This is a genomic window from Streptomyces sp. NPDC050121, assembly GCF_044460385.1.
GTDB lineage: Bacteria > Actinomycetota > Actinomycetes > Streptomycetales > Streptomycetaceae > Streptomyces > Streptomyces soliscabiei.
On sequence record NZ_JBITJV010000042.1, the window covers coordinates 1 to 23,415 of the forward strand.

Below are 23,415 nucleotides of genomic sequence, written 5' to 3' on the forward strand. Positions count from 1 at the left end.
CGGCCTCCCCCGAGAGTTCGGTGAGGTACTCCGTCAGTTCCTGCTTCGTGTTGCGCCAGGTGAAGTAGGTGTACGACTGCTGGAAGCCGATCTGGGCGAGCGTGTGCATCATCGCGGGCCGGGTGAAGGCCTCGGCCAGGAAGATGACGTCGGGGTCGGTGCGGTTGATCTCCGCGATGACCCGCTCCCAGAACACCAGCGGCTTGGTGTGCGGGTTGTCGACGCGGAAGATCCGCACTCCGTACGACATCCAGTGGCGCAGCACGCGCTGGGTCTCGGAGATCAGACCCTTCATGTCGGCGTCGAAGGCGAGGGGGTAGATGTCCTGGTACTTCTTCGGCGGGTTCTCGGCGTACGCGATCGTCCCGTCCGGGCGGTGGTGGAACCACTCGGAGTGCTTGTGCACCCAGGGATGATCCGGCGAGCACTGCAGGGCGAAGTCGAGGGCGATCTCCAGCCCGTGCTCCGCCGCCCGCTCCACGAACCAGGCAAAGTCCTCGATGGTGCCCAGGTCCGGGTGGACGGCGTCGTGGCCGCCCTCCGGGGAGCCGATCGCCCAGGGCACGCCCACGTCGTCCGGGCCGGCGTTCAACGTGTTGTTGCGGCCCTTGCGGAACGTCGTGCCGATGGGGTGGATCGGCGGCAGATAGACGACGTCGAAGCCCATCGCGGCGATGGCGGGAAGCCTGCGCGCGGCGGTGCGGAACGTGCCGTGCGGGCGCTCGGGGGTCCCCTCGGAGCGCGGGAAGAACTCGTACCACGCGCCGTACAGCGCCCGCTCCCGCTCCACCAGCAGCGGCAACGGCTCGGAGGCGGTGACCAGATCGCGCAGCGGATGACGGGCGAGGACAGCGGCCGTCTCCGGCGCCGTGGCCGCCGCGTAGCGCTCGGCCACCGGCAGGGTGTCGTCGAGCAGCGTCTTCGCCGCGTCCCTCAGCAGAGTGCGCTGCGGTCCGCGCGGGGCGCGGGTGGCCGCCCGCGCGTGGAGCCGCCCGCCCTCCTCCAGGACCAGACCCGTGTCGATGCCCGCCGGGATCTTGATGTCCGCGTGGCGGCGCCAGGTGGCGATGGGGTCGCTCCAGGCCTCCACGGTGAAGGTCCAGCGGCCCATGGCCTCCAGGGTCACATCGGCGCCCCAGCGGTCGCTGCCGGGGGCGAGTTCGCGCATCGGCGTCCAGGGTCCACGGCCGCCGTCCGGGCCTTTGAGGACCACGTTGGCGCCGATGGCGTCGTGGCCCTCGCGGAACACCGTCGCGGAGATCCGCACCGTCTCCCCGGTCACGGCTTTCGCCGGCCGCCTGCCGCACTCCACGCGCGGTTCGACGTCCCGTACCGGGATACGGCCGATCGCCCTGGTGGACTTCACCTCTGCACCTCCGCTTGCTGAAACTAGCTCTGTTCGCCCGGTGTTGGGCGACCGGACCGTACCCACGTCGCAGTGCTACGTCTCCGCCGGAAGACACGGGAGGGAGCGCGTGGCCGAGAGCCGCGCGACGCCGTTGCGCCGGCTCGGCCCCCTGCGCTCCCGGTGATAAACGTCCGTAGCGGCCCGTAGATACTGTTCGGCGGCGTCCGCGGCCTCCCGTGCACAGCGCTTGGCCATCAGCACGCACAGGGTGTACCCGCAGTCCTCGAAGGCGGCCCGCACCGCATGGTCACCCGGGCGTGCGAGCATGGCCCGCTCCCAGGACCGGTAACTGCCCAGAGCTCTGGCGACTTCGGTCTTCGCTGGTTGCAGCATCGCGCGGTTCACCTTCCGGGAGTCCAAGAGGTACGCCGCTCGAAGCGAGCGGGCCGGCCCTTTCCGCAGAGGCGCGAAAGCGTCCAACCTCCCGAGGCCTTCACTTATGGTGCACGGCACATCACCCAACGTCCTGTTGGATCTTGGTCGTGGTGTGCTCGTGTTGCACGAATGGCGTAGCAGCCGCACTGTGGTTGTGACTCAGAAGCGATTACCGCTCACGCTTCGTGTCGGGGAACTCGGCCCGTCGGGCCGATTCAGGAGCGAGAGCCTCGCGGGTGAGGAGCGAACGACGATGAAGACCGCAGTCCCCTGCTACTACCACCTCGACATGGACGTCAGCCAGGAACGGGTCGGACAGATCAGGCGCATCCTGGCCGCTCATCTCAAGTATTGGGACCTCGACACGCTCGTGGAGCCCGTCTGCCGCGGCGTCGAGATGCTGCTGAAGGCCATCGACGAACACGCGACGGACAAGCACGCCTCGATCGAGATGTGGTGGAACGGGCAGCATCTGATCACCGCCATCGGTGGCGACGACCGTCATCTGCGCCCCGACCAGGACCTGCGGGCCTGTCTGGAGCGCATCGCCGCCATGAGCGACGGCTGGGGCTGCTGCGCCACCGACACCGGCAGCAAGGTCATCTGGTTCTCCCAGCGGGCCCGCGCCGGCGAACGCGTCCCCCTCGTGCCGACGGCGCCGGCGCCCAGCCTGCGCGAGGTGCGCCAAGTGCCCCGCGAACTGCCCGTGGCGGCCCTGGCCGCCCCGGCGGACGAGGTTCAGGGCGTCCTGGAGGCTGCCCGGTGACCTCACGGCCGCACCGGATCGACCGGATCGACCGGAGTGCAGGGGTGCCCGCGTGGAGCGGGCACCCCTACCCGTTGGGCGCCGACTTCGACGGGCAGGGCACCAACTTCGCCTTGTTCAGCGAGGTCGCCGAGCGCGTCGACCTCGTCCTCGTCGACGACGACGGCACCGCCCACCGGGTCCCGCTGACCGAGGTCGACGGCTTCGTCTGGCACGCCTACCTGCCCGGCGTCGGCCCCGGGCAGTGTTACGGCTTCCGGGTGCACGGGCCGTGGAACCCGGCCTCCGGCCACCGGTGCAACCCGGCGAAGCTGCTTCTCGACCCCTACGCACGGGCCGTCGACGGCCAGGTCGACAACCATCCCTCCCTCTTCGAACGAGCGGGCGACCGCCCCGACCCCGCGGACAGCGCCGGGCACACCCCGCTCGGCGTGGTCACCGACTCCGCCTTCGACTGGGGCGACGACAGGCCACGCCGGCGCTCCTACGCCGACACGGTGATCTACGAGGCCCATGTCCGCGGTTTGACCCGCACCCACCCCGACGTCCCGCCCGCCCTGCGCGGCACCTACGCCGGCCTCGCGCACCCCGCGGTGACCGGGCACCTCACCTCGCTGGGCGTCACGGCGATCGAACTGATGCCGGTCCACCAGTTCGTGCAGGACGGCGTGCTGAAGGACCGAGGCCTGTCCAATTACTGGGGCTACAACACCATCGGTTTCTTCGCCCCGCACCACGCCTACGCCGCCCACGGCACCCGTGGCGAACAGGTCACCGAGTTCAAGACCATGGTGAAGGCGCTGCACGCGGCCGGCCTCGAAGTGATCCTCGACGTCGTCTACAACCACACCGCCGAGGGCAATGAGAAGGGCCCCACCCTCTCCTTCCGCGGCATCGACAACGCCTCCTACTACCGGCTCGTGGACGGCGACTGGTCGCACTACTACGACACCACCGGCACCGGCAACAGCCTCCTCATGCGGCACCCGTACGTCCTCCAGCTGATCATGGACTCCCTGCGGTACTGGGTGACGGAGATGCACGTCGACGGCTTCCGTTTCGACCTCGCGGCCACCCTCGCCCGTCAGTTCCACGAGGTGGACCGGCTGTCGGCGTTCTTCGACCTGATCCAGCAGGACCCGGTGATCAGCCGCGTCAAGCTCATCGCCGAACCCTGGGACGTCGGCGAGGGCGGCTACCAGGTGGGCAACTTCCCGCCCCTGTGGTCGGAGTGGAACGGCCGCTACCGCGACGCCGTACGCGACTTCTGGCGGGCGGAACCCGGCTCGCTGGGCGAGTTCGCCTCCCGGCTGACCGGATCCTCCGACCTGTACGCCCACAGCCGGCGCCGCCCGCGCGCCAGCGTCAACTTCGTCACCGCGCACGACGGGTTCACCCTGCGCGACCTCGTCTCGTACAACGACAAGCACAACGAGGCCAACGGCGAAGGCAACCGGGACGGCGAGAGCGACAACCGCTCCTGGAACTGCGGGACCGAGGGTCCCACCGAGCGCCCCGCGGTCCTCGCGCTGCGCGCCCGGCAACAGCGCAACCTGCTCGCCACCCTGCTGCTGTCGCAGGGCATCCCGATGCTCTGCCACGGCGACGAACTCGGCCGCACCCAGGGCGGCAACAACAACGCCTACTGCCAGGACAACGAAGTCTCCTGGATCGACTGGCGGTTGACCGACGAACAGCGGGGCCTCACCGACTTCTGCCGACGTCTGCTCGCCCTGCGCGCCGGCCACCCCGTCCTGCGGCGGCGCCGCTTCTTCCGCGGCGAGACCGTCACCCACGCCCGGCAGCCGCTGCCCGACCTGGTCTGGCTGCTGCCGGACGCGCGCGAGATGAGCGACCGCGACTGGCACCGCTCCGACGCCCACAGCGTCGGCGTCTTCCTCAACGGCGACGCCATCGCCGAACCCGACCCCTGCGGCCGGCCCGTCGTGGACGACTCGCTCCTGCTGCTGTTCAACGGCTACTGGGAACCCGTCGCCTTCCGGCTGCCCGGACCCGGGTACGGCGAGCGCTGGACGGTGTGCGTCGACACCGCGGAGCCCGACGGCGGCCCCGACGAGACGGAGTACAAGGCGGGCGCCCGGCTGACCCTGGAGCCGCGCAGCCTCATCGTCCTGTCACGGCCCCCGCACCGCTCGGGGTGAGGGGGCAGGGGTGAGGGGGTTCGGCTCAGCGCTCGCGGCGCGAGGTCACCGTGAACTGGGCGCCATCCGGATCGCGCAGCACCGCCTCGTCGGCGGACTCGACCAGCACGCTGCCGCCGTGCTTCTCCGCGGCCCGCGCGCAGGCCGCCACGTCCGCGACGGCGAAGTGCACCTGCCAGTGCGGACGGATCGTCGGGTCGGGTGCCGCCTCCAGCGCCCCCGACTCGATGCGGGCCACCACATCGCCCCGGCTGCGCAGCACGACCTCACCGGCCTCGTAGTGGACCTCGCAGCAGCCCGGGCGGTCCGTGGCCCAGTCGAGGATCTCGCCGTAGAAGATGGCGGAGTCGAAGGCGTCGCGCGTGTGCAGCCTGATGAAGGCGGGCGCCGCCTGCCGCCACGCCTCCCAGTTGCCGATCAGCTCCCCCTCCCAGATGCCGAAGGTCGCGCCCTCCCGGTCGGCCAGCAGCGCCGCCCGGCCCGGCGGCAGCGAGATGGGCCCCACGGCCACCGTCCCGCCGCGCTCCCGAGCCCGGGACGCCGCCTCGTCCGCGCTGGGCACCGCGAAATACGGCGTCCAGGCCACCGCCATCTGCCACATCGAGGCGACGGCGGCCACCCCCGCGACCGGCACCGTGCCGACCAGCGCCGTGCGGAAGTGGTCGCCGAGCGCACCCCGGCGCCACTCCCAGCCCAGCACGGCCCCGTAGAACTCCTGGGTGGCGTCCAGATCCCGGCTGGTCAGGCTCACCCAGCAGGGCGCGCCGAACACGGAGCGAGTGGAGACGGAGCCTCTCGCACGGGCGGATGTCGGGTGGTCGTTCATGGCACTCGCGTTCCTGCTCTCTAGGCCGACGGGCGGCGTCTGCCACCAGTGTCCGGCCGCAACCCTCCAGGGCGCTCGCCGAGACACCCGGTGGCACGATGGAGTGATGGCACGAGTACCGCGCGGACCCGACAACGAAACAGATCGGGTTGCCAGCCTCGAAGCGGAGATCGCGCAGCTGAAGGAGGCGATCGCCTCACACGCCGTCGTGGACCAGGCGATCGGCGTGGTCGTCGCGCTGGGGCGGATGTCGCCCGACGAAGGCTGGCTCGTGCTGCGCGAAGTCTCCCAGCACGCGAACGTCAAGCTGCGCAACGTGGCCGATCTGATCCTCATCTGGGGGCGCGGCGGAGAGATGCCCGAGGAGATCCGTGCGGAACTCGAGGACCTCCTGGACCGGCACGGCCCCCTGCAGATCCCCGGCGCGCCCCCGCTGGAATGAACGTCGCGAACGTCGCTGGAATGAACGTCGCTGAAGTGAACCTCGCTGGAGTGAACGTCATCGCGCCTCGGCGGTGATCTCCTCACGCAGCCGTGCGAAGCAGCCGCTGAGCAGCCGCGAGACGTGCATCTGCGAGATGCCCAACTGCTCCGCGATCCGGCTCTGCGTCATGCCCACGAAGAACCGCAGGTACAGGATGGTCCGTTCGCGCTCCGGCAGCGCCCGCAGACAGGGCGCCACGGCCACCCGGTCGACGACCGTGTCGTAGCCCGGATCGGGGCCCCCGAGAGCGTCCTCGAGCGCGTAGCCGTCGGTGCCGGGCAGCTCGGCCTCCAGCGACAGTGCGGAGAAGCACTCCAGAGCCTCCGTGCCCGTGCGTACCTCGTCCTCGCTCAGCTCCGCGTACGCGGCGATCTCGGCGACCGTCGGTGGCCGGCCCGGAGTCGTCTGCGACAGCTCCTTCGCGGCGTGCCGCACCCGGTTGCGCAGGTCCTGGACCCGGCGCGGCACGTGCAGCGTCCACATGTGGTCGCGGAAGTGGCGCTTGATCTCACCCGTGATCGTCGGCACCGCGTATGCCTCGAAGGCGCGGCCGCGGTGCGGATCGTAGTGGTCCACGGCCTTCACGAGCCCCAGGGCCGCGACCTGGTACAGGTCCTCCAGGGCTTCGCCGCGCCCCCGGAAGCGGACGGCGATCCGCTCGGCCATGGGCAGCCAGAGCCGGACCAGCTCGTCCTTGAGCGCCTGGCGCTCCGGCCCGTCGGGCAGCCCGACGAGCCGGACGAAGGATTCGGTGGTGTCCGGGGCGTCGTCGTGGGGGTGCTGCTTGGTTCGGACGGTGGTACGCATCACGCGCGCCTCCCTCAGGAGGGGTGCAGGCGAAGGGACGGGACACCGTGGGAAGCGCTCACTCGGACGGTCGCGGAACACCCGGGGCCGGCCGTGCAGCGGGTCCCACGGACGTGCCTCCGGTCCGAAGCACTTCCCTGCAGATTCCCGCGGCCGGACGCGCTGAAACTGATTTGCCCCTGTTTGTCATGTTTCACCCTTCACTTTGTGTGCTGCTCACCCCCTCTTGTCCCTTCTTGCCACCTCCTCATGCCTTCTCTTGGGCGGTTACCTCTGACACAGACGTAACGTCGTCGGTATGGACGAGGAGACGTTCCCTGAAGAGCTCGCCGACGCGCTCGTCGGCGTCCAGCGGCTGCTCAGGCGACGGCTGCGGGCCGGTCTGGCCGTGCCCCGGCTGCGGGGGGCCGAGGTCGAGCTGCTGCGCCTCGTCGAGACCCGCCCCGGCATCGGCGTCTCGGACGCGGCCGAGGAGCTGTACCTCGCGGGCAACTCCGTCTCGTCAACCGACTGGTCAGGGACGGCTGTCTGGTGCGGGAGACCCACCCCGCCGACCGGCGCGCCGCGCTCGTCGGCCGGCACGTCGCCCGCCTCGCGCCGCCGACCGCCAGGCTCTGCCTGCGGCGCTGCCGGCCCTGCGCGCGCTCGCCGTCACCCTGCACGAGGAGGCCGAGGAGTCATGACGACCGACAGCGAACACGCCACGGACGCCGTCGCCTGCACCCGGCTCGCCTACGCCTTCGGCGGATCACCGCCGTACGCGAGGCCACCGGCATGACGGTCCTGGTGACCACCCTCCCCCAGAGGGGGCACCCCCAACATGGACGAGGCCGACCAGTACTGTGACCGGGTCGGCCTGATGCACCGCGGCCGGAGCCGCGCCCTGGGCGCCCCCGTCGAGCTCCGGCAGGGGCTCGGGGAACGCAGGCGTGCGCAAGTGGACGCTCTGCGCGGCCTTCTCCTCGGCACGCCCGCACATCTCGCCCTCGTCTTCGGGGTGCTGATCGTGGCCGCCGCGCTCGGCATCACCGCGGCCTCCTCGCTCCTCGGCCGGCCGGCCCGCTGATCTTGCGTCGGGACGTGATGTGCGGCACGCCGTGGCAAGCCCTTTCCCGGCCCATGGGCGGATAGTGCCTGCGCACGGCTTGATCAGCGATCAAAAGGGGTGAAGTCCCTGGCCACAGCGCATTCTGCTCATTTGACAGTGCGATCGGCGCACGGATAGGAAGCAGCCGATGGACGTCGAGAGGTGGACTGTGTACGAGCCGAACGTGGTCGGGGACTGGCAGGAGTACGACGAGCATGCCGGTCTGCGGGTCCGCGTCCACCGCCTGGAGCTGAGCGAGCCGCCGCGGGGACGTGACGACGCGGCCGAGGGGCTGACCTACTTCTGTCTCCGGGTGACCGTCGAGAACCGGGGCAGCCTCCAGCCCACGATCCACCTCGAGGACGGCCAGATCGACGTGCGGCTCGGGCCCGACGGCGAGAGCGCGTTCATCGACTGGCGCAACTCGCAGTTCATCGAGGGCTTCGACGTCTACCCGCTGCGCCGGGCCACCGCCGTGCTCTACGCGGCAGGGCCCGAGGCCGCCCTGAGCCAGGTGGACGTCCAGGTCCAGGTGCGGGTCGACGACGACTGGGCCGACCGCCGGCTGTGGACGGGCGGCATCGGACTGCACGAGACCCCCGGCGGCGCCCCGGCGGGGCCGGGACGCGACAGCTTGGCCTGCCAGGTGAGCAACTTCCTGCGGGACCAGGCCGAAGAGGGCACCGCCTGAGCGCCTGGGGCCCCGGCAGGCTCAGTGCGGGATGCCGTCGATGATCTCGCGCGCGCCCTGACGCAGCAGCGCCACCGCCACCGACGTGCCGAGCGTCGCCGGGTCGAGGCGCCCCGCCCACTCGTGGGCGTTCAGCCGGGTCTTGCCGTCCGGGGTGAACACGCAGGCCCGCAGGGACAGTTCACCGCTGCGGTCCACCTGCGCGTAGCCGGCGATCGGGCTGTTGCAGTGCCCCTGCAGCACATGCAGGAACATGCGCTCCGCCGTGGCCTCGCGGTGGGTGGCCGGATCGCCGAGCCCGCTGACCACGTCGATGAGGTCGGCGTCGCCCTCGCGGCACTGCAGGGCGAGGATGCCCGCGCCGATCGGCGGCATCATCGTCTCCGCGGAGAGGATCTCGCTGATCACGTCCCGCCGGTCGATGCGCTCCAGGCCGGACACCGCCAGCAGCAGGGCGTCCGCCTCGCCCGCCGCCAGCTTCTCCAGCCGCCGGTTGGCGTTGCCGCGGAACGGCACGCACTCCAGGTGCGGATGGGTGGCGGCGAGCTGGGCGATCCGGCGCACCGAGGAGGTGCCGACGCGCGTACCCTCCGGCAGCTCGTCCAGGGTGAGGCCGCCCGGGTGCACGAGCGCGTCCCGGATGTCGTCCCGCTTCAGGAACGCGGCGAACACCGTGCCCGCGGGCAGCGGCCGGTCCGCCGGAACGTCCTTGACGCAGTGCACCGCGAGATCCGCCTGGCCGGCGAGCAGCGCCGCGTCGACCTCCTTGGTGAACGCGCCCTTGCCCTCGACCTGGGACAGGTCGCCCATCCACTTGTCGCCGGTCGTCTTCACCGGGACGACCTCGGTGCGCACACCGGGCTGCAGGGCGGCCAACTCGGCGCGCACCCGCTCCACTTGGGCCAGGGCCATGGGCGAGTCGCGGGAGACGATACGGATCAGCTGCGGAACGGACATGCGGGACACGATAGACCCTAGCGGCCCGTGCGCCGCGCCGCACGCCGGTTTCAGGGAGAGAGGTGCAGGCTGAAGCGCCGCTTGTCCGTGCCGAGGGCGCCGAGCCGGGCGTAGAAGCGGATGGCGCCCTCGTTCCAGGCAGGCGTCTGCCACTGCACCTCGGACAGGTCCAGGTCGCGGGCCCGGTCCGCGACCGCGTCCATCAGCAGGGCGCCCAGGCCCAGGCCGCGGTGGCCGTCGGCGAGGAACAGACAGTCCAGGTAGAGGTACTCGCGGCCCTCCCAGGTGGAGAGCTCGGGCGCGCAGGTCGCGTAGCCGACGATCGCACCGTCGGGCGCTTCCGCCACCAGGCAGCACAGCCGGGGCACGGGGGTGTCGAAGAGGAGCACGGCGAGACGCTCCGCGAGGTCGGGCGCGGGCGGGGCGGCGCGCTCGTACTCCGCGTGCAGGCCGGCGAGTTCGGCGACGCGCGGCAGGTCGGAGCGCTCGGCGGACCGTACTCGGGCGGCGGCGCTCACCTGATGTCCCCCTCGACGGTGTCCGCGCCCCACGCGGTCAGCCGCTCGGCCAACGGGCCCGTGCCGTCGAGGATCCGGCGGACGAACGCGTCGCGTTCATGGGCGAACACGGCCGCCTCCCACACGCACGGCGCGAGCCCCGCCCGCCCCGGCCGCAGCTCCTGCGGCTGTCCGACCGGGCCCGTGAACACGGCCAGATCCGACATGTCTGCCTCGATCCAGGTGAGGAGCAGGACGTAGTCGCCGTCGCCGCCCGCGTGCGCGATCAGGACGGCGAGGCCCAGCGAGCCCCGTTGCTCCCCGAGCGCCAGCTGCCCGGCGGCGATGCGCAGCGCTTCCTCGGCGAAGGGCTCGGACACCGTGCGGCCCGGCGCCTCGAGCGCGTACGCCTTCACCAGGTGCCCGGCGACCTGGTGGGCACCCAGCGGGCGGGCGGGGCGGGCGTGGTGCTCCTCGGCGAGGGCCAGCAGGTCCTTGGCCTGGACGGCCGACGGGAGTTCGTCGTGAAGATCCATCAGGACATCATGGGGTGTGCGTGCGCCGCCGTCCACGGCCGAGGAACAGATGGCCCGGACGGCGGCCGGGGCTCACGCGGCGGGATCGAAGGCGATACCCGACGGCTTGGCCGACGCGAGGTGATTGGCGAAGTTCGCGTCCTTCAGGCCGAAGTTGGCGCTGCCGAAGTCGTACCCGCTCAGCTTGTCGCGCAGGCCCGACGGGTAGCCGTTCCAGCCGACCAGTGGCGGGTACTGCCAGGTGTGCTTGGCGTTCTCCGGCGGCTCGTCATTGCCGTTCGCCAGCCGGAAGCAGTGCGTGCGGATGCCGTCCTTGTGGTAGACGATCTTCGCGTGCGCGCCGTCGAATCGGACACCCGAGGCCGCGGTGACGGTGAACGAGCCGTGGTTGGACGTCGAGACGTACTGGACCTGGCCGTTCTGCACCCAGATCACGACATGCTCCCAGTCGTTGCGGTGCCCGCCGATGCTGCTGCCCGCCAACGCCTGGTCCTTCTCGAAGTACAGGCCGTACAGGTACGCGCACCAGCCGTTGTTGCACTTGTAGCGCGAGTAGCTGTTGGTGTTGTCCAGGTCGGACGCGTCATGGCAGTCGCCGCTGAGCGAACCGGTCGGCTTCAGGCCGCCGTTGATCGTGCCGTCGGGGCCGATGGCGGGGGTCGGGTAGCAGCCGTCGGTGTCGTAGTCGAAGGCGGGCTGGTAGGCCAGCTCGGCGGCCTCGGCGTTGGAGGGCAGCGCCGCCGGCGGGGCGGCGAAGGCGACCGACGGGACGGCGACGACGAGCGCGGCGGCGCCGGCGAGCCCGGTGAGCCACCTCCGGCGGTGGGCCTTGAACTTCGGTGATGACACCGCGTCCTCCTCGGGATTGCGGGCGCAGCCCAACGGCTGTGTGCGGAGAAAGAGTTGAGAGCAGTTCAGCTTCCTCGCTCTTCACTTCCACGCCAAGGGGTCGCAGGCGTACCGGTGGTGAAGCACAGCCCAATAGTTGGCTGCTGAGGTGAGGTCAGGAGGACATGTCCGGGAGGTCGGCCGCGGACTCCTCGGGCGTCAGGTCCGGCCGCAGCCGCAGCCAGGACGGCTGGCGCAGCAGCCCCGCCCGGGTACGGGTGCTGTAGCGGACCTCGCCGACCAGCCGGGGCACGACCCAGTGCGCGCCCGCCGCCTGCGGCACGGGGTCGAAGGGGCACACGTCCGTCGCGGCGGCCCGCAGCAGCGACGCGAGTTCGACCCGCTCGGCCTGGCTCCAGCCGGTGCCCACCCCGCCGACGTACCGCAGCCCCGACGCGGACCGCTGGCCGACCAGGACGGCGCCGGGCAGCCCCGACAGCCGGCCCTTGCCGGGCAGCCAGCCGCCGACCAGGACGTCCGCGACGCGCATGTTCCGGATCTTGATCCAGGCTCGGGAACGCACGCCCGGCTCGTACACCGAGTCCAGCCGCTTGCAGACGAGCCCTTCCAGACCGTGCGCGCGGGTCGCCTCCAGGGCCTCGCGTCCGTGCCCGACCAGAGCCCCGGGCGTCGACCAGAACGGCCCCTCCAGCGCCAGCGACTCCAGCCGGGATCTGCGCTGCAGATAGGGCAGCGGCAGGAGGGAGCGGCCGCCGAGGTGCAGGACGTCGAACAGCACGAGGTGCACGGGCGCCGTCGCCGCCAGCCGTGCGGCCTTGCCCGGTGCCTGGACCAGCCCCATCCGGGCCTGCAGCAACTGGAAGTCGGCCCGGCCCCGTTCGTCCAGGGCGAGGACCTCGCCGTCCAGCACGGCCGGTGTGGCGCCGAGAGCGTCTCCCAGGGGGCGCAGTTCGGGGTAGGCGCCGGTGATGTCCTCTCCCGAGCGGGCGCGCAGCGTGATGCTGCCGTCTCCGGCGAGGTACACCACGGCCCGCTGCCCGTCCTGCTTGGTCTCGTAGGCCCAGCGCGCGTCGTGGGCCGCGAGCGGCAGCCGGCCCGGGGTGGCGAGCATCGGGGCGATGAGGGGGAGTGTCACGGGTGAGGTGTGGACACGGCCGGACCGATGCACGCCGCACACGCGCCGGTTTCGCCTGAACGGCGCTGTGGCGACGCGCCCTCGGTACGCGTCCGGCGCCACCGGAGGGGCCGCCACCAGGCCGCCCTGGCAGGCGCTGACGACCGGCTGCGCGCGGTCCCGGGCACCGGACACTCGCCGATGTCGGAGGCAGCCGGCCCGCCGGGGCGTCGGCCAGGGGCAGGTGGTGAGCGACGAGGTCGTGCAGCGCCCGGGCGACGCTGACCCGCTCCGAAACGCGCTTACGGGACGGAAAGCAGGTGGTGCCGGCAGGGGTCGGTGTCAGGCGCCCGTGCACGTCGTCCGACGGACCGGTCGCCGCGAGGGCCCGTCAGAGGCCGAGGGACTTGGCCACGGCGTTCGCCCGCCGGGGGCGTGGCCCCGCGCTGTAAATTACTTGAGTTACGCAACAAGATGGTAAAGTGGGGCTCATGCCCACCGAACCGCTGCCTCTGCCCTCCGTCGCCTCGCCGGAAGTGATCGAGATCGAGCGCGCGCTCACTCGCATCACCTATCTGAGCACCCGCGCCCGCCAGCACGACCGGCTGATGACGCTGGCCGGCGTCCCTCTCGACCGCGCCGCCGTGGCGCTGCTGCGGCAGGTGGCCGACTCCGAGCCGCTGCGGCCGGGGGAGCTGGCCCAGCGCCTGGGCGTGGAGGCCTCCCATGTGACGCGCACGGTGCAGCAGCTCCAGAAGTCCGGATACGTCACCCGGGTCCCCGACCCCCAGGACGGCCGGGCCCAGCGGATCGAGCTCACCGAGGCCGGTCGCGCGGCCATCGACCGGGTCCGCGACGCGGGCGCCCGGGGGATGCAACTGGCGCTCTCCGACTGGTCCCCGGAGGAACTGGGCCGGCTCGCCACGCTCTTCCACCGCATGGTCGACGACTTCCTCGCCCATGCCGCCGAAGAGGAGCCCGAGCAGCCGGCCGCCGCGCCCCGCGTCTGACGCTCAGGCGCGTGAGCCGGCCCCGGCCGGAAAAGCGGTCGCCGAAACCGGCTCGCGCAGGCCGCGCAGCAGGAGCCAGGCCACCACGGGCGGCAGGACCAGCGGCAGCAGGGCCGTCCGCAGGGACGTGGCGTCCGCGAGCGCGCCCAGAGCCGGAGCCGCCGCGCCCCCGACGCTCACGGTCAGCCCCAGGGTGACACCGCTCGCGGTGCCCACGCGCCGCGGCAGGCAGTCCTGGCCCAGCGTCACGTGCAGCGAGAACGGGACGTACAGCCCGGCCGAGGCGAGCGCGACGAACAGGAGCAGGGGCGGGCCCGGGACCAGCAGCACACCGGCCACGGCCACCACCGTCAGGGCGTACGAGTGGCGTACGACCCCGAGTCGCCCGTAGCGCTCGGCCAGCCGGCTCCCCGCCAGCGTCCCCACCGCACCGCCCGCGTACAGCACGCACAGCGCGGCCGTTCCCGCCGCCGCCCCACCCCCGGTGCGCTCGCGGACGTACAGCGGGACGAACGTGCTCAGGCCGACGAAGACGATCGACCGGCACACCACCGCCCCCGACAGCCGCAGGAACGACGGCCAGTCGTCCCGGGCCGCCCCCTCGGCCGCCGCCGGGGCGGGCCCGGTGCGGTCGGCCGCCGAGCGGACCGCCGCCACGCACAGCGCCACGCCCGCCAGGGCCGGCAGGCCCAGCAGCGGCGAGGCCCGCAGCCCCCAGGTCGCGACCACGGCCGCGACCAGCGGCGGAGCGAGTGCGAAGCCTACGTTCCCGCCGAGCGCGAACCAGGCCATCGCCGTGTGACGGCCGCCCGAGACGGCACGGGCCGCCCGCGCGGCCTCCGGGTGATAGGCGGCGACGCCGATCCCGGACACGGCCACCGCCGCCAGGGTGAGCGCGTACGAGCCGCCGACCCCGCTCAGCGCGATCCCCGTACCGGAGGCCGCCACGCTGAGCGGCAGCAGCCACGGCATCGCCCACCGGTCGGTCAGCACACCGAACAGCGGCTGTGCCACCGACGACAACAGGGAGGCCGCCAGCACGATCCCGGAGGCGGCGGCATAGGAATAGGCCCGCTCGGACACGAAGAACGGGACCAGCGCGGCCACCGCCCCCTGGTACACGTCCACACAGGCGTGGCCCAGGGACATCACGGTGACGGCTCGGTTCTTCGCAGTGACGGTCCGGCTCTTCGGGGTTCGGTTTCTCGGCACGCTGCGATCGTCGTGGCCGGGACGCCTGTCGCGCTTCCGATAATCTGCCGTCCTGTGTCGAACATCCGCCACGACGGCCGGGCCGCCCCCGTCCGTCACGCTCCCAAGGCGCCCACCCGCGCCCAGCCGCTCGCCGCCGGCGAGCGCATCGACGCACACCGGCACGACGACCACCAGATCGTCTACGCGGGCTCCGGCGTCCTGGCCGTCACCACCGACGCCGGCACCTGGTTCGCCCCCGGCACCCGCGCCCTGTGGGTGCCCGCCGGGACCGCGCACGCGCACCGGGCCTACGGCCATCTCGACCTGCACCTGGTCGGCCTGTCCGCCGACGACAACCCGCTCGGCCTGGACGCCCCGACGGTCCTCGCCGTCAGCCCGCTCCTGCGCGAGCTGATCCTCGCCTACACCCGCGCCCCCGAGGACACGAGCCCCGAACGCGACCGCCTGCTCGCCGTCCTGCGCGACCAGCTCCGCGCCTCCCCGCAGCAGCCGATGCGGCTGCCCACCCCGGTCGACCCCCGGCTCGCCGCGGTCTGCGCACTCGTCCACACGAACCCCGCCGACCAGCGCACCCTGGCCGCCCTCGGCGCCGCGACCGGCACCGGCGAACGTACCCTCAGCCGCCTCTTTCGCCACGAGTTCGGCATGACCTTCCCCCAGTGGCGCACCCAGTCCCGCCTCTACCACGCCCTGCGCCTGCTGGCCGACGACACACCCGTCACCACGGTCGCCCACCGCTGCGGCTGGTCCTCCGCCAGCGCGTTCATCGACGTGTTCCGCACGGCGTACGGCTACACCCCGGGCCGGCACCGGCGGAGCGCCCGGCGCACCCTCCCGGCGGGCAACAGCACCGTGCCGCCCGCGAGTTGAGGTCCCCGACCAGGTACCCCGACTGCGTACCCCGCCTCCGGTCGCCCCGCTGCCCTCCCGTAATCTCGGGCGCGAGGTCATCTGAGGAGGAACCGTGCCCCGGTCCGAACGCTCACCCCTGCTGCTGGCAGGTCTGCTGGCCGGCATGGGCGTAGCCCACTTCGCCGTGCCGCGCCCGTTCGACGCGATCGTCCCGCGCGCGCTGCCCGGCTCGCCCAGGACCTGGACGTACGCCAGCGGTGTCGCCGAACTGGCGCTGGCGGCCGGTGTGGCCCTGCCCCGGACCCGCAGGACGGCCGCGCTGGCGACGGCGGCGTTCTTCGTCGGCGTCTTCCCCGCCAACGTCAAGATGGCGTGGGACTGGCGTCACCGCCCCACCCCGCTCAAGGCCGCCGCCGTCGGCCGCCTGCCCCTGCAGGCGCCCCTCGTGCTGTGGGCCCGCAGCGTCGCCGACCGCACCGACATCGTGAACACCCTGGAGGGACGGGCATGACCAAGGCTCTGGAGACCGGCGACGTCGTGGAGGACTTCGCCCTGCCGGACGAGACCGGCACCGTGCGCACTCTGACGGACCTGCTCGCCGAGGGGCCGGTGGTCCTCTTCTTCTACCCCGCCGCCCTGACCCCGGGCTGCACCGCCGAGGCCTGCCACTTCCGTGACCTGGCCGCCGAGTTCGCCGCCGTCGGCGCCCGCCCCGTCGGCATCAGCGGGGACTCCGTCGACCGTCAGCAGGAGTTCGCCGGCAAGCACACGCTCGGCATGCCGCTGCTGTCCGACGCCGACGGCGCGGTGCGGGAACGGTTCGGCGTGAAGCGCGGCTTCTCCCTGGCCCCCACCAAGCGGGTCACCTTCGTCATCGGGCAGGACCGCACCGTCCTGGAGGTCGTGCGTAGCGAACTGCGCATGAACACCCACGCCGACCGCGCCCTCGACGTGCTGCGCACCCACCGCGCCTGAGGGCCGGGGGCCGGACCGGCGCGGTTGATGCGGCGGGACAAAGGGACCATTCTGGACGGCATGGAGCATGTCGTCGCTGCGGCGGTCATCGATGTCCGCGGCATCGTGACGGGCTGGAGCGAGGGTGCCCGTCTGCTGACGGGCCATACGGCCGAAGAGGCCGTGGGGCGGGCGGTGACCGATCTGCTCGCCGGGGAGCTCCCGAGGGTTCCGGCGTCGGCGTGGACCCGGCCCGTCGTGGTACGCCACCGCGACGGCCGACACGTCACCCTGACCGTCACCGCCTGCCCGGTGCTGGGCCCCGACGGGGAGCCCGTCGGCTGGACCCTCACCGCCGAACGGCCCTCGGCCTCGGCCCCGGAACCGACCCTCGCGGGGCGGGCCTTCCAGCAGGCGTCCATGTCGATGTCCGTCTTCGACCTCCACCAGCACTATCTGCGTCTGAACGAGGTCGCCTGCAAGGTCATGGGCGTCTCCGAGGACGCTCTGCTCGGCCGCCACTTCCCGGACACCCTCCAGGAGTCCGAGCACAGCCGCGGCTTCAACTGGCACCTCCGCCATGTCGCCGAGACCGGCCGCCCGATCCGCTACGAGAGCTGGACCGGCGCCCCCTCCCTCAACCGGGAGCACGCGTGGACCACCGAGATGTGGCCCTTGCGGGAGTCGACGGGCGAGGTCGTCGGTGTCGCCCTGGCCTCCTTCGACAGCACCGATCAGTACCTCGCCCGCCAGCGGCTGGCCCTGCTGAACGAGGCCGCGGCCTCGATCGGCACCACTCTCGACATGGTGCGCACCACCGAGGAGGTGGTCCATCTCCTCGTTCCCCGGTTCGCCGACTTCGTCAGCGTCGACCTGCTGGACTGGGTCCTCGGCGCCGAGGAGCCGCCGCCCGTCCCGGACGGCGAGGTCGTGCTGCGCCGGGTCGCCCACGGGTCCGCCCACGAGGGCACCCCGGAGGCAGCGGTCCGTCTCGGCGAGACCGACGTCCATCCGCCCTTCAGCCCGCCCGCACGCGCCCTGCGGGAGGGGCGCGCCATCCGTCTGCAGGCGGGTGAGCCCGATTTCATGCAGTGGGTCGCCGAACGCAACGCGCGCGCCCCCGAGGGACGCCGCCACCGGACCGGCGTTCACTCGGTGATCTCGGTGCCTCTGCGAGCCCGCGGCACCACCCTCGGCGTCCTGGTCGGCGTCCGTATCGCCCATGTCGACGACTACGAGGCCGACGACGCCGTCTTCGCCGAGGAACTCGCCAGCCGGGCCGCCGTCTGTATCGACAACGCCCGCCGCTTCGCCCGCGAACGCACCACCGCACTCACCCTCCAGCACAGCCTGCTGCCCCGGGGCCTGCCCGGACAGGCCGCCGTCGAGGTGGCCCACCGCTATCTGCCCAGCGGCTCCACCGCGGGCATCGGCGGCGACTGGTTCGACGTCATCCCGCTCTCCGGCAGCCGGGTCGCCCTCGTCGTCGGGGACGTCGTCGGGCACGGCATCCCCTCCTCGGCGACCATGGGACGGCTCTGCATGGCCGTGCGCACCCTCGCCGACGTGGACCTGCCGCCCGACGAGCTCCTCACCCACCTCGACGACCTCGTCACCCATCTGGCGGCCTACGACCAGGGCGGCGACGACGTCGCCGAGCTGGGCGCCACCTGCCTCTACGCCGTCTACGACCCCGTCAGCCGCCGGCTCACCCTCGCCGCAGCCGGCCACCCCGCACCGGCCCTCGTCCTGCCCGACGGCACCGCACGCCTCGTCGACATGACCCCCGGGCCCCCGCTCGGCGTCGGCGGACTGCCCTTCGAGGCCGTCGAGCTGGAGCTGCCCGAGGGATGCGTCGTCGCCCTCTACACGGACGGTCTGATCGAGGACCGCGACCGTGACGTCGACCGCGCCACCGGCGAACTGTGCAACGCCCTGACCGCACCAGCCGCCACCCTCGACGCCCTCTGCGACACGGTGCTCAAGGCCGTCCTGCCGGAGGAGCCGAGCGACGACGTCGCCCTGCTGCTCGCCCGCACCCGCGCCCTCGGCACGGACCAGGTCGCCACCTGGGACGTCACCCCGGACCCCGCGCAGGTGGCCGCCACCCGGCAGGCCGCCACCGAGCAACTGTCCGCCTGGGGCCTTCAGGAGGCCGCGTTCGTCACCGAACTCGTCGTCAGTGAACTCGTCACCAACGCCATCCGCTACGGCGCGCCCCCCATCCAGCTCCGCCTGATCCGCGACCGCACCCTCATCTGCGAGGTCTCCGACGGCAGTTCCACCTCGCCCCACCTGCGCCGCGCCCACGCCTTCGACGAGGGCGGCCGCGGACTGCTGCTCGTCGCGCAGCTCACTCAGCGCTGGGGCAGCCGGCAGACGGGCCGGGGCAAGACGATCTGGGCGGAGCAGTCGCTGGAGCCGCAGTGAGCGGCACGCAGGGCCGGGCGGGCGCGGCGCGCCGTGCTCGCAGGACGGAGCGCCGCCGCAGGAGCGCCCCCCGATCACCGACAGGGCGACCAGGGCCACGGCGGGGCCGCCCAGCGTGAGGATCCGCTGAAGAGACGTCGCCGCGGCGTAGCCGACGCCGGCTTCGGCCGCCGCCCACAGACCGGCGGCGGCGACGCTGTAAGGGGCGATGCGGCGGTAGGGCAGCCGGGTGGCGCCCGCGAAATGGGGGGGCGAGCGTGCGGACCACGGGCACGAAGCGGGCCAGGAAGACGGCCCGGCCGTCGTGGCGCGTCATCAGGGACTCCGCCCGCCGCCAGGCGGTGCCGGGGATGCGCCGGCCCACGGCGCCCGCTCGCGGCCTCGGACGTCGAGCATCTGCGCGTGGAGGCGCAGCTGCGCGAAGAGGCGGCCCGTGCCGCGGAGCGGTCCCGTATCTCCACCGAAATGCACGATGTGCTCGCCCACCGGCTGAGCCCACCGGCTGAGCCTGATCTCCCTGCACACCGGTGTTCTCGCCACCAGGAGCGCCACCCTGCCCGCCCCGGTCGTCGAACGCCTCGGTCTGCTGCGCACCGCGTCCGTCGAAGCCCTGGCCGACCTGCGGGACGTGCTCGGTGCCCTAAGCGACGCCGACGCCACGCAGCCGGGTTCCGCGCTCACGCCCGCCGTGAGGGACGTGCGGGAACTGGTCGACGAGGCCCGTTCCGCCGGCCGGCGCGTCGAGCTGATCACGGACGGCGAACCCGAGCAGGCCCCCACCACCCACCGGCTGGCGGTGTACCGCATCGTCCAGGAACTGGAAGTCACGGACTCACCGGCTGACCGGAAAAGACGCCGCTCAGAACTCCTCGTGCACCTCGGGGTCCCCGCCCAGGCGCTCGGGCACCCGGTCCGCGATCGCCGCCATCTGCGCCGGGCCGAGTTCGAAGCCGAAGACATCGAGGTTGGCGCGCTGCCGCTCGGGGCTCGACGACTTCGGGATGGGGACCGCGCCGAGCTGGAGGTGCCAGCGCAGCACGACCTGGCCGGGAGTCACGCCCAGCGCCTCGGCGACGGAGACGACGGCCGGATCGTCCAGGAGCGCCGAGCCGCGGCCCAGCGGGCTCCAGCTCTGCGTGCGGACGCCCTTGGCCTCGTGGAAGGCGCGCAGCGCGTCCTGCGGGAAGAGCGGGTGCAGCTCGATCTGGTTGACGGAGGGCAGCACGCCCGTCTCCTTCTCCAGCCGTTCGATGTGCTCGGCGGTGAAGTTGGAGACGCCGATCGAGCGGACCAGGCCGTCCTCGCGCAGCTTGATCATGGCCCGCCAGGAGTCGACGTACTTGTCGACCCGGGGCAGCGGCCAGTGGATCAGATACAGGTCCAGGTAGGCGAGACCGAGCCGCTGCCGGGACTCCTCGAAGGAGGCGAGGGTCTCCTCATAGCCATGATGACGGCCGGGCAGCTTCGTGGTCACCACGATCTCCTCGCGCGCCACCCCGCTCCGGGCCACCCCGCGGCCGACCCCGCTCTCGTTGCGGTAGTTCGCCGCCGTGTCGAGCAGCCGGTAGCCGAGGCCCAGCGCCCCGGCCACCGCCTCCTCCGCCTGGGCGTCGTCCATCGGCCAGGTGCCCAGGCCCAGGGCCGGGAGCTTCGTGCCGTCGTTGAGCGGGTGCGCCGGGATGTTGATCACGATGGGGCCTTCCCTCGACTGTGTCGTCCCTCCAGCCTCGGGGACAGGGGGCGCATCGATCAACCGGAGCGCCGCCAGCCCAGCGCCGGACCCAGCTTCGTCGCCATGTCGGTCAGGATCTGCACATAGTCCTCGTGCTCGAAGGTGAACGGCAGCGCGAAGGCGACCTCGTCGATCTCACGGAACGCGGCGTGGGCGTGCAGGCGTTCGGCGATCTCGTCCGAGGAGCCCACCAGGTCGGGTGCGAACAGCAGCCGGGCCGGGCCCTGCGGGGAGGTCGTACGGGGCAGCCGCTTGGCCACGAACTCCTCGTATTTCACGCGCTGTTCGGGTGAGGCGGAGTCGGTGGGGATGACCACGAGGCCCTGGGAGACGCGGGCGGATTCGGCGTCGGCGTGGGCGGCGCGGAAGGCGCGGATGTGGGAGAGCTGGATCTCGGCGAAGTCCCGTGTGTCGTCTGGGCCTTCGGCCTTGACGACGCTGCTGGTGAGGAAGTTCATGCCGTGTTCCCCGGCCCACTCGGCCGAGTTCAGGCTGCCCCCGCCATACCACAGCCTGCGGCCGAGGCCCGGGGAGTGCGGCTGCACCCGGTCGGAGAACACCTCGAAGCCCTCGACCCCGCTGAAGTCGGTGGCGGACTTACCGCGTACGAAGTCCAGCAGCCGTCGCACCCGCTCGTAGCCGAAGTCCTCCGCGCCGGACGTGTCCGGGTACAGGGCCTCCTTGACCTGGTCGTAGTGCATCGGCGGGCCGACGCTCACCCCCGGGTTGAGCCGGCCCCCGGACAGGATGTCGACCGTCGCCAGGTCCTCCGCGAGACGCAGCGGGTTCTCCCAGCCCAGCGGGATGACCGCGGTGCCGAGCTCGATCCGGCGGGTGCGTTGCGAGGCCGCCGCCAGCACGGCCACGGGGGAGGAGATGCCGTACTGCAGGTGGCGGTGGCGCACCCAGGCGCTGTCGAAGCCGAGCCGTTCGCCCAGCTCGATGATCTCCAGGGTGGTCTCGTGACCCCGGCCGGGGTCGTCCCCTTCGAACAGTCCGATGGTGAGGAAGCCCAGCTTGCGCAAGGGGCGTGAGGTCGGCGACACGGACTCCTCCAGCGGTCGTACGTCGGTTCTGCCCCGATTCTGGCAGGCGAACATTGCGTGCGTGTGATCAGATCAGCGGGATGGTGACCGCGTCCTCGACCGGCGGGTTCAGTTCCTGCGCGAGATTGCCGGTGGCCGCGTAGCAGCGCAGCCGGACCGACTCCGGCGTCACGTCCAGCCGCAGGAAGCACTTGAAGAACGGCGGGCTGTACGTCGCCGAGCTCGGCGAGAACAGCTGGGTGTAGATCTTGCGGACGGGCAGCCGGAACCGTTTGCGGCGGTCCGGGCGGCTCCCGGTGCCCAGCAGGCCGGCGATCAGCCGGATCCGCCGCGTCACCCGCACCTCCGGGCCCGGCGTCCGGGTCGGCCCGATGCCCAGCCGCTCGGCGACGACCGCCTGGCCCTCGGCCTCGGTGAGCGCGAAGAAGCGGCGCAGCCGCAGCCGGCGCCCGTAGAGTCGGCTGTAGAAGGCGAGGGAGTCGCCGCGCAGCGGATAGCAGCGGAAGTCCTCCTCGGTGACGCCGGCGACGGACACCCGGGGGATGGTGTGCGTGGCGTGCATGAAGGCGCCCCCGCCTCCCGAGACCACGTACTGCAGGGTCCGGCCGTCCGCCAGCCGCACCGGATAGCGCTGGTAGTTGTGGATGTCGCCGCCTATCGCCGCAACGTAGCGGTGCTCGGGCGCGCTGACGATGTCGTCGACGGTGCCGCCGCCCTCGATGGGGCACGGGTGGTGCTCGCCGTCGACGTACAGGGGTGAGCCGGTGATGAGGATCTTCGGCCGCGGCCCCCGGGACACCTCGCGCAGCCACGCGCCCTGTTCGGCGTCCAGGGTGCCCAGCAATCCGGTGTCGATCCCTATGATCCGCACCGGGCCTGCGTCGATCGCCCAGTACGGCCCCGGCTGCACGGCCTGTTGGACCGGGGCCGACCTCAACTCGCGTGCTTCGGGAAGCCGTTGACCGTCACCCGGGCGCGGCCGGTGCCACAGCAGGGACCGCAGCCAGGCCCGGCTGAGGAGGCGCGGCGCGGGCTCGGCGGGCAGGGGCGGGGCGTCGCCGCAGAAGACCCGCATGAACGCGCCGAGGTCCTCGTACCAGTCGTGGTTGCCCGGTATCGCGTAGATGGGGGCGCGGTAGTCGCGGTACGGGCGGAAGAACTTGGTGCCGTAGTCGTCGGCGCTGCCGACCGGGTAGATGACGTCACTGGCGACGACGGCGAACGACGTGCCCTGACTGACCCTCAGAAAGCCCGGCACGACGGCGTACTGGGGATCGTCGCCCTCGCCGGTGTCGCCGATGACCATGAAGGAGAAGTCGTCCGGGTCCTGACGCCGGATCATTTTGTCGGCGGGGGCGCCGGCCGCCGCGCGCTGCGCCACCAGGCGGCCACGGGTGCGGCCCGTCGGGTCGCCGAACCAGGAGGCCAGCACGCCGTTGCGGGCGGCCCACAGCGTCCGGGGATTCAGCCACGAGATCTTCTCGACCCGGCCCGGCATGAGCTGCTGGTAGGCGCCGCGTTCGGCGCCGCCCCAGCCTGCGCCTTCGGCGGTATCGCGTGAGGAGTCAGACACCGCTGCACCGTAGCAATGATCCAATGCACGGCCACGGGCGGGTG

Annotated in this window: 22 protein-coding genes and 3 pseudogenes; 12 read left to right on the forward strand and 13 right to left on the reverse strand. The window is 72.3% G+C overall.

The genetic code is table 11. The annotated features are described in order from the left end of the window. Positions 1–1,366: maltotransferase domain-containing protein (locus ACIBTS_RS40570; protein ID WP_399325781.1), on the reverse strand; the 1,366-nt coding region annotated here is incomplete at its 3' end. A gap of 75 nt (positions 1,367–1,441) precedes the next feature. Beyond that, positions 1,442–1,741, reverse strand: a complete 300-nt coding sequence (locus ACIBTS_RS40575; protein ID WP_079657609.1) for a DUF5133 domain-containing protein — start codon at positions 1,739–1,741, stop codon at positions 1,442–1,444. Between the two features lie 295 nt (positions 1,742–2,036). Here ACIBTS_RS40575 and ACIBTS_RS40580 point away from each other — a divergent pair, with 295 nt between their 5' ends. Together ACIBTS_RS40580 and glgX are read left to right on the forward strand one after the other, a co-directional pair. Beyond that, the gene (locus tag ACIBTS_RS40580; protein ID WP_399325784.1) at positions 2,037–2,549 is read left to right on the forward strand and encodes a pep a2; all 513 of its coding nucleotides are present in this window, start codon (positions 2,037–2,039) and stop codon (positions 2,547–2,549) included. Between the two features lie 44 nt (positions 2,550–2,593). Then, a complete protein-coding gene (gene glgX / locus ACIBTS_RS40585) occupies positions 2,594–4,711 on the forward strand; it encodes a glycogen debranching protein GlgX (protein ID WP_399325880.1) in 2,118 nt (705 codons plus the stop codon). A gap of 25 nt (positions 4,712–4,736) precedes the next feature. Here the strand turns inward: glgX and ACIBTS_RS40590 are convergent, their stop codons facing one another. Continuing rightward, the gene (locus tag ACIBTS_RS40590) at positions 4,737–5,537 is read right to left on the reverse strand and encodes a VOC family protein (RefSeq protein WP_399325786.1); all 801 of its coding nucleotides are present in this window, start codon (positions 5,535–5,537) and stop codon (positions 4,737–4,739) included. A 106-nt stretch (positions 5,538–5,643) separates the two neighbouring features. Between ACIBTS_RS40590 and ACIBTS_RS40595 the strand changes: the two genes are divergently transcribed. Continuing rightward, positions 5,644–5,979, forward strand: coding sequence for an ANTAR domain-containing protein (locus tag ACIBTS_RS40595; protein ID WP_399325788.1), 336 nt, complete (start codon positions 5,644–5,646; stop codon positions 5,977–5,979). A gap of 57 nt (positions 5,980–6,036) precedes the next feature. Here the strand turns inward: ACIBTS_RS40595 and ACIBTS_RS40600 are convergent, their stop codons facing one another. After that, positions 6,037–6,828 (reverse strand): SigB/SigF/SigG family RNA polymerase sigma factor, encoded by a 792-nt coding sequence (locus ACIBTS_RS40600; RefSeq protein WP_334582266.1) that lies wholly within the window; start codon positions 6,826–6,828, stop codon positions 6,037–6,039. Between the two features lie 298 nt (positions 6,829–7,126). On the opposite strand from ACIBTS_RS40600, the pseudogene ACIBTS_RS40605 reads away from it, so the two are divergent. The 3 genes and pseudogenes from ACIBTS_RS40605 to ACIBTS_RS40615 all read left to right on the forward strand — a co-directional run bounded on the left by ACIBTS_RS40605 (position 7,127) and on the right by ACIBTS_RS40615 (position 8,606). Further along, a pseudogene (locus ACIBTS_RS40605) lies at positions 7,127–7,511 on the forward strand (MarR family transcriptional regulator). Between the two features lie 251 nt (positions 7,512–7,762). Then, a pseudogene (locus tag ACIBTS_RS40610) lies at positions 7,763–7,894 on the forward strand (multidrug ABC transporter permease); the annotation flags it as partial. A gap of 190 nt (positions 7,895–8,084) precedes the next feature. Beyond that, positions 8,085–8,606 (forward strand): hypothetical protein, encoded by a 522-nt coding sequence (locus tag ACIBTS_RS40615; protein ID WP_079664558.1) that lies wholly within the window; start codon positions 8,085–8,087, stop codon positions 8,604–8,606. Positions 8,607–8,627: 21 nt separating this feature from the next. Here ACIBTS_RS40615 and hemC read toward each other — a convergent pair whose 3' ends face one another. The 5 genes from hemC to ACIBTS_RS40640 form a co-directional block, all read right to left on the reverse strand. After that, the gene (hemC, locus tag ACIBTS_RS40620) at positions 8,628–9,563 is read right to left on the reverse strand and encodes a hydroxymethylbilane synthase (RefSeq protein ID WP_079657601.1); all 936 of its coding nucleotides are present in this window, start codon (positions 9,561–9,563) and stop codon (positions 8,628–8,630) included. 50 nt (positions 9,564–9,613) lie between these two features. Beyond that, positions 9,614–10,081: a GNAT family N-acetyltransferase gene (locus ACIBTS_RS40625; protein ID WP_399325790.1), complete on the reverse strand. Its 468-nt coding sequence runs from the start codon at positions 10,079–10,081 to the stop codon at positions 9,614–9,616. Continuing rightward, complete coding sequence (locus tag ACIBTS_RS40630) at positions 10,078–10,596, reverse strand: hypothetical protein (RefSeq protein ID WP_399325792.1); 519 nt, start codon at positions 10,594–10,596, stop codon at positions 10,078–10,080. The genes ACIBTS_RS40625 and ACIBTS_RS40630 overlap by 4 nt, the downstream gene beginning before the upstream one ends. A gap of 72 nt (positions 10,597–10,668) precedes the next feature. Further along, the gene (locus ACIBTS_RS40635) at positions 10,669–11,445 is read right to left on the reverse strand and encodes an NPP1 family protein (RefSeq protein WP_399325794.1); all 777 of its coding nucleotides are present in this window, start codon (positions 11,443–11,445) and stop codon (positions 10,669–10,671) included. Between the two features lie 154 nt (positions 11,446–11,599). Further along, positions 11,600–12,556 (reverse strand): ATP-dependent DNA ligase, encoded by a 957-nt coding sequence (locus ACIBTS_RS40640; RefSeq protein WP_399325881.1) that lies wholly within the window; start codon positions 12,554–12,556, stop codon positions 11,600–11,602. 494 nt (positions 12,557–13,050) lie between these two features. Here ACIBTS_RS40640 and ACIBTS_RS40645 point away from each other — a divergent pair, with 494 nt between their 5' ends. Continuing rightward, on the forward strand, positions 13,051–13,569 hold the full coding sequence (locus ACIBTS_RS40645) for a MarR family winged helix-turn-helix transcriptional regulator (RefSeq protein WP_399325796.1): 519 nt from the start codon (positions 13,051–13,053) through the stop codon (positions 13,567–13,569). Positions 13,570–13,572: 3 nt separating this feature from the next. Here the strand turns inward: ACIBTS_RS40645 and ACIBTS_RS40650 are convergent, their stop codons facing one another. Continuing rightward, entirely contained in the window at positions 13,573–14,718 is a 1,146-nt protein-coding gene (locus tag ACIBTS_RS40650) for an MFS transporter (RefSeq protein WP_399325883.1), read from the reverse strand. A gap of 117 nt (positions 14,719–14,835) precedes the next feature. On the opposite strand from ACIBTS_RS40650, the gene ACIBTS_RS40655 reads away from it, so the two are divergent. The 5 genes and pseudogenes from ACIBTS_RS40655 to ACIBTS_RS40675 all read left to right on the forward strand — a co-directional run. Next, complete coding sequence (locus ACIBTS_RS40655; RefSeq protein WP_399325798.1) at positions 14,836–15,654, forward strand: AraC family transcriptional regulator; 819 nt, start codon at positions 14,836–14,838, stop codon at positions 15,652–15,654. A 94-nt stretch (positions 15,655–15,748) separates the two neighbouring features. Beyond that, positions 15,749–16,147: a hypothetical protein gene (locus ACIBTS_RS40660; protein WP_079657598.1), complete on the forward strand. Its 399-nt coding sequence runs from the start codon at positions 15,749–15,751 to the stop codon at positions 16,145–16,147. Beyond that, positions 16,144–16,611, forward strand: a complete 468-nt coding sequence (locus ACIBTS_RS40665) for a peroxiredoxin (RefSeq protein WP_079657597.1) — start codon at positions 16,144–16,146, stop codon at positions 16,609–16,611. The genes ACIBTS_RS40660 and ACIBTS_RS40665 overlap by 4 nt, the downstream gene beginning before the upstream one ends. 60 nt (positions 16,612–16,671) lie before the next feature. Beyond that, entirely contained in the window at positions 16,672–19,020 is a 2,349-nt protein-coding gene (locus ACIBTS_RS40670; protein WP_399325801.1) for a SpoIIE family protein phosphatase, read from the forward strand. Positions 19,021–19,392: 372 nt separating this feature from the next. Next, a pseudogene (locus tag ACIBTS_RS40675) lies at positions 19,393–19,837 on the forward strand (histidine kinase); the annotation flags it as partial. Positions 19,838–19,879: 42 nt separating this feature from the next. On the opposite strand, the gene ACIBTS_RS40680 reads toward ACIBTS_RS40675, so the two are convergent. From ACIBTS_RS40680 to ACIBTS_RS40690, 3 genes are all read right to left on the reverse strand, one after another. Beyond that, positions 19,880–20,710, reverse strand: coding sequence for an aldo/keto reductase (locus ACIBTS_RS40680; RefSeq protein WP_399325803.1), 831 nt, complete (start codon positions 20,708–20,710; stop codon positions 19,880–19,882). A gap of 59 nt (positions 20,711–20,769) precedes the next feature. Then, a complete protein-coding gene (locus tag ACIBTS_RS40685) occupies positions 20,770–21,798 on the reverse strand; it encodes an LLM class flavin-dependent oxidoreductase (protein ID WP_399325805.1) in 1,029 nt (342 codons plus the stop codon). A 67-nt stretch (positions 21,799–21,865) separates the two neighbouring features. Continuing rightward, the gene (locus ACIBTS_RS40690; protein WP_399325807.1) at positions 21,866–23,371 is read right to left on the reverse strand and encodes a metallophosphoesterase family protein; all 1,506 of its coding nucleotides are present in this window, start codon (positions 23,369–23,371) and stop codon (positions 21,866–21,868) included. Positions 23,372–23,415 lie beyond the last annotated feature (44 nt).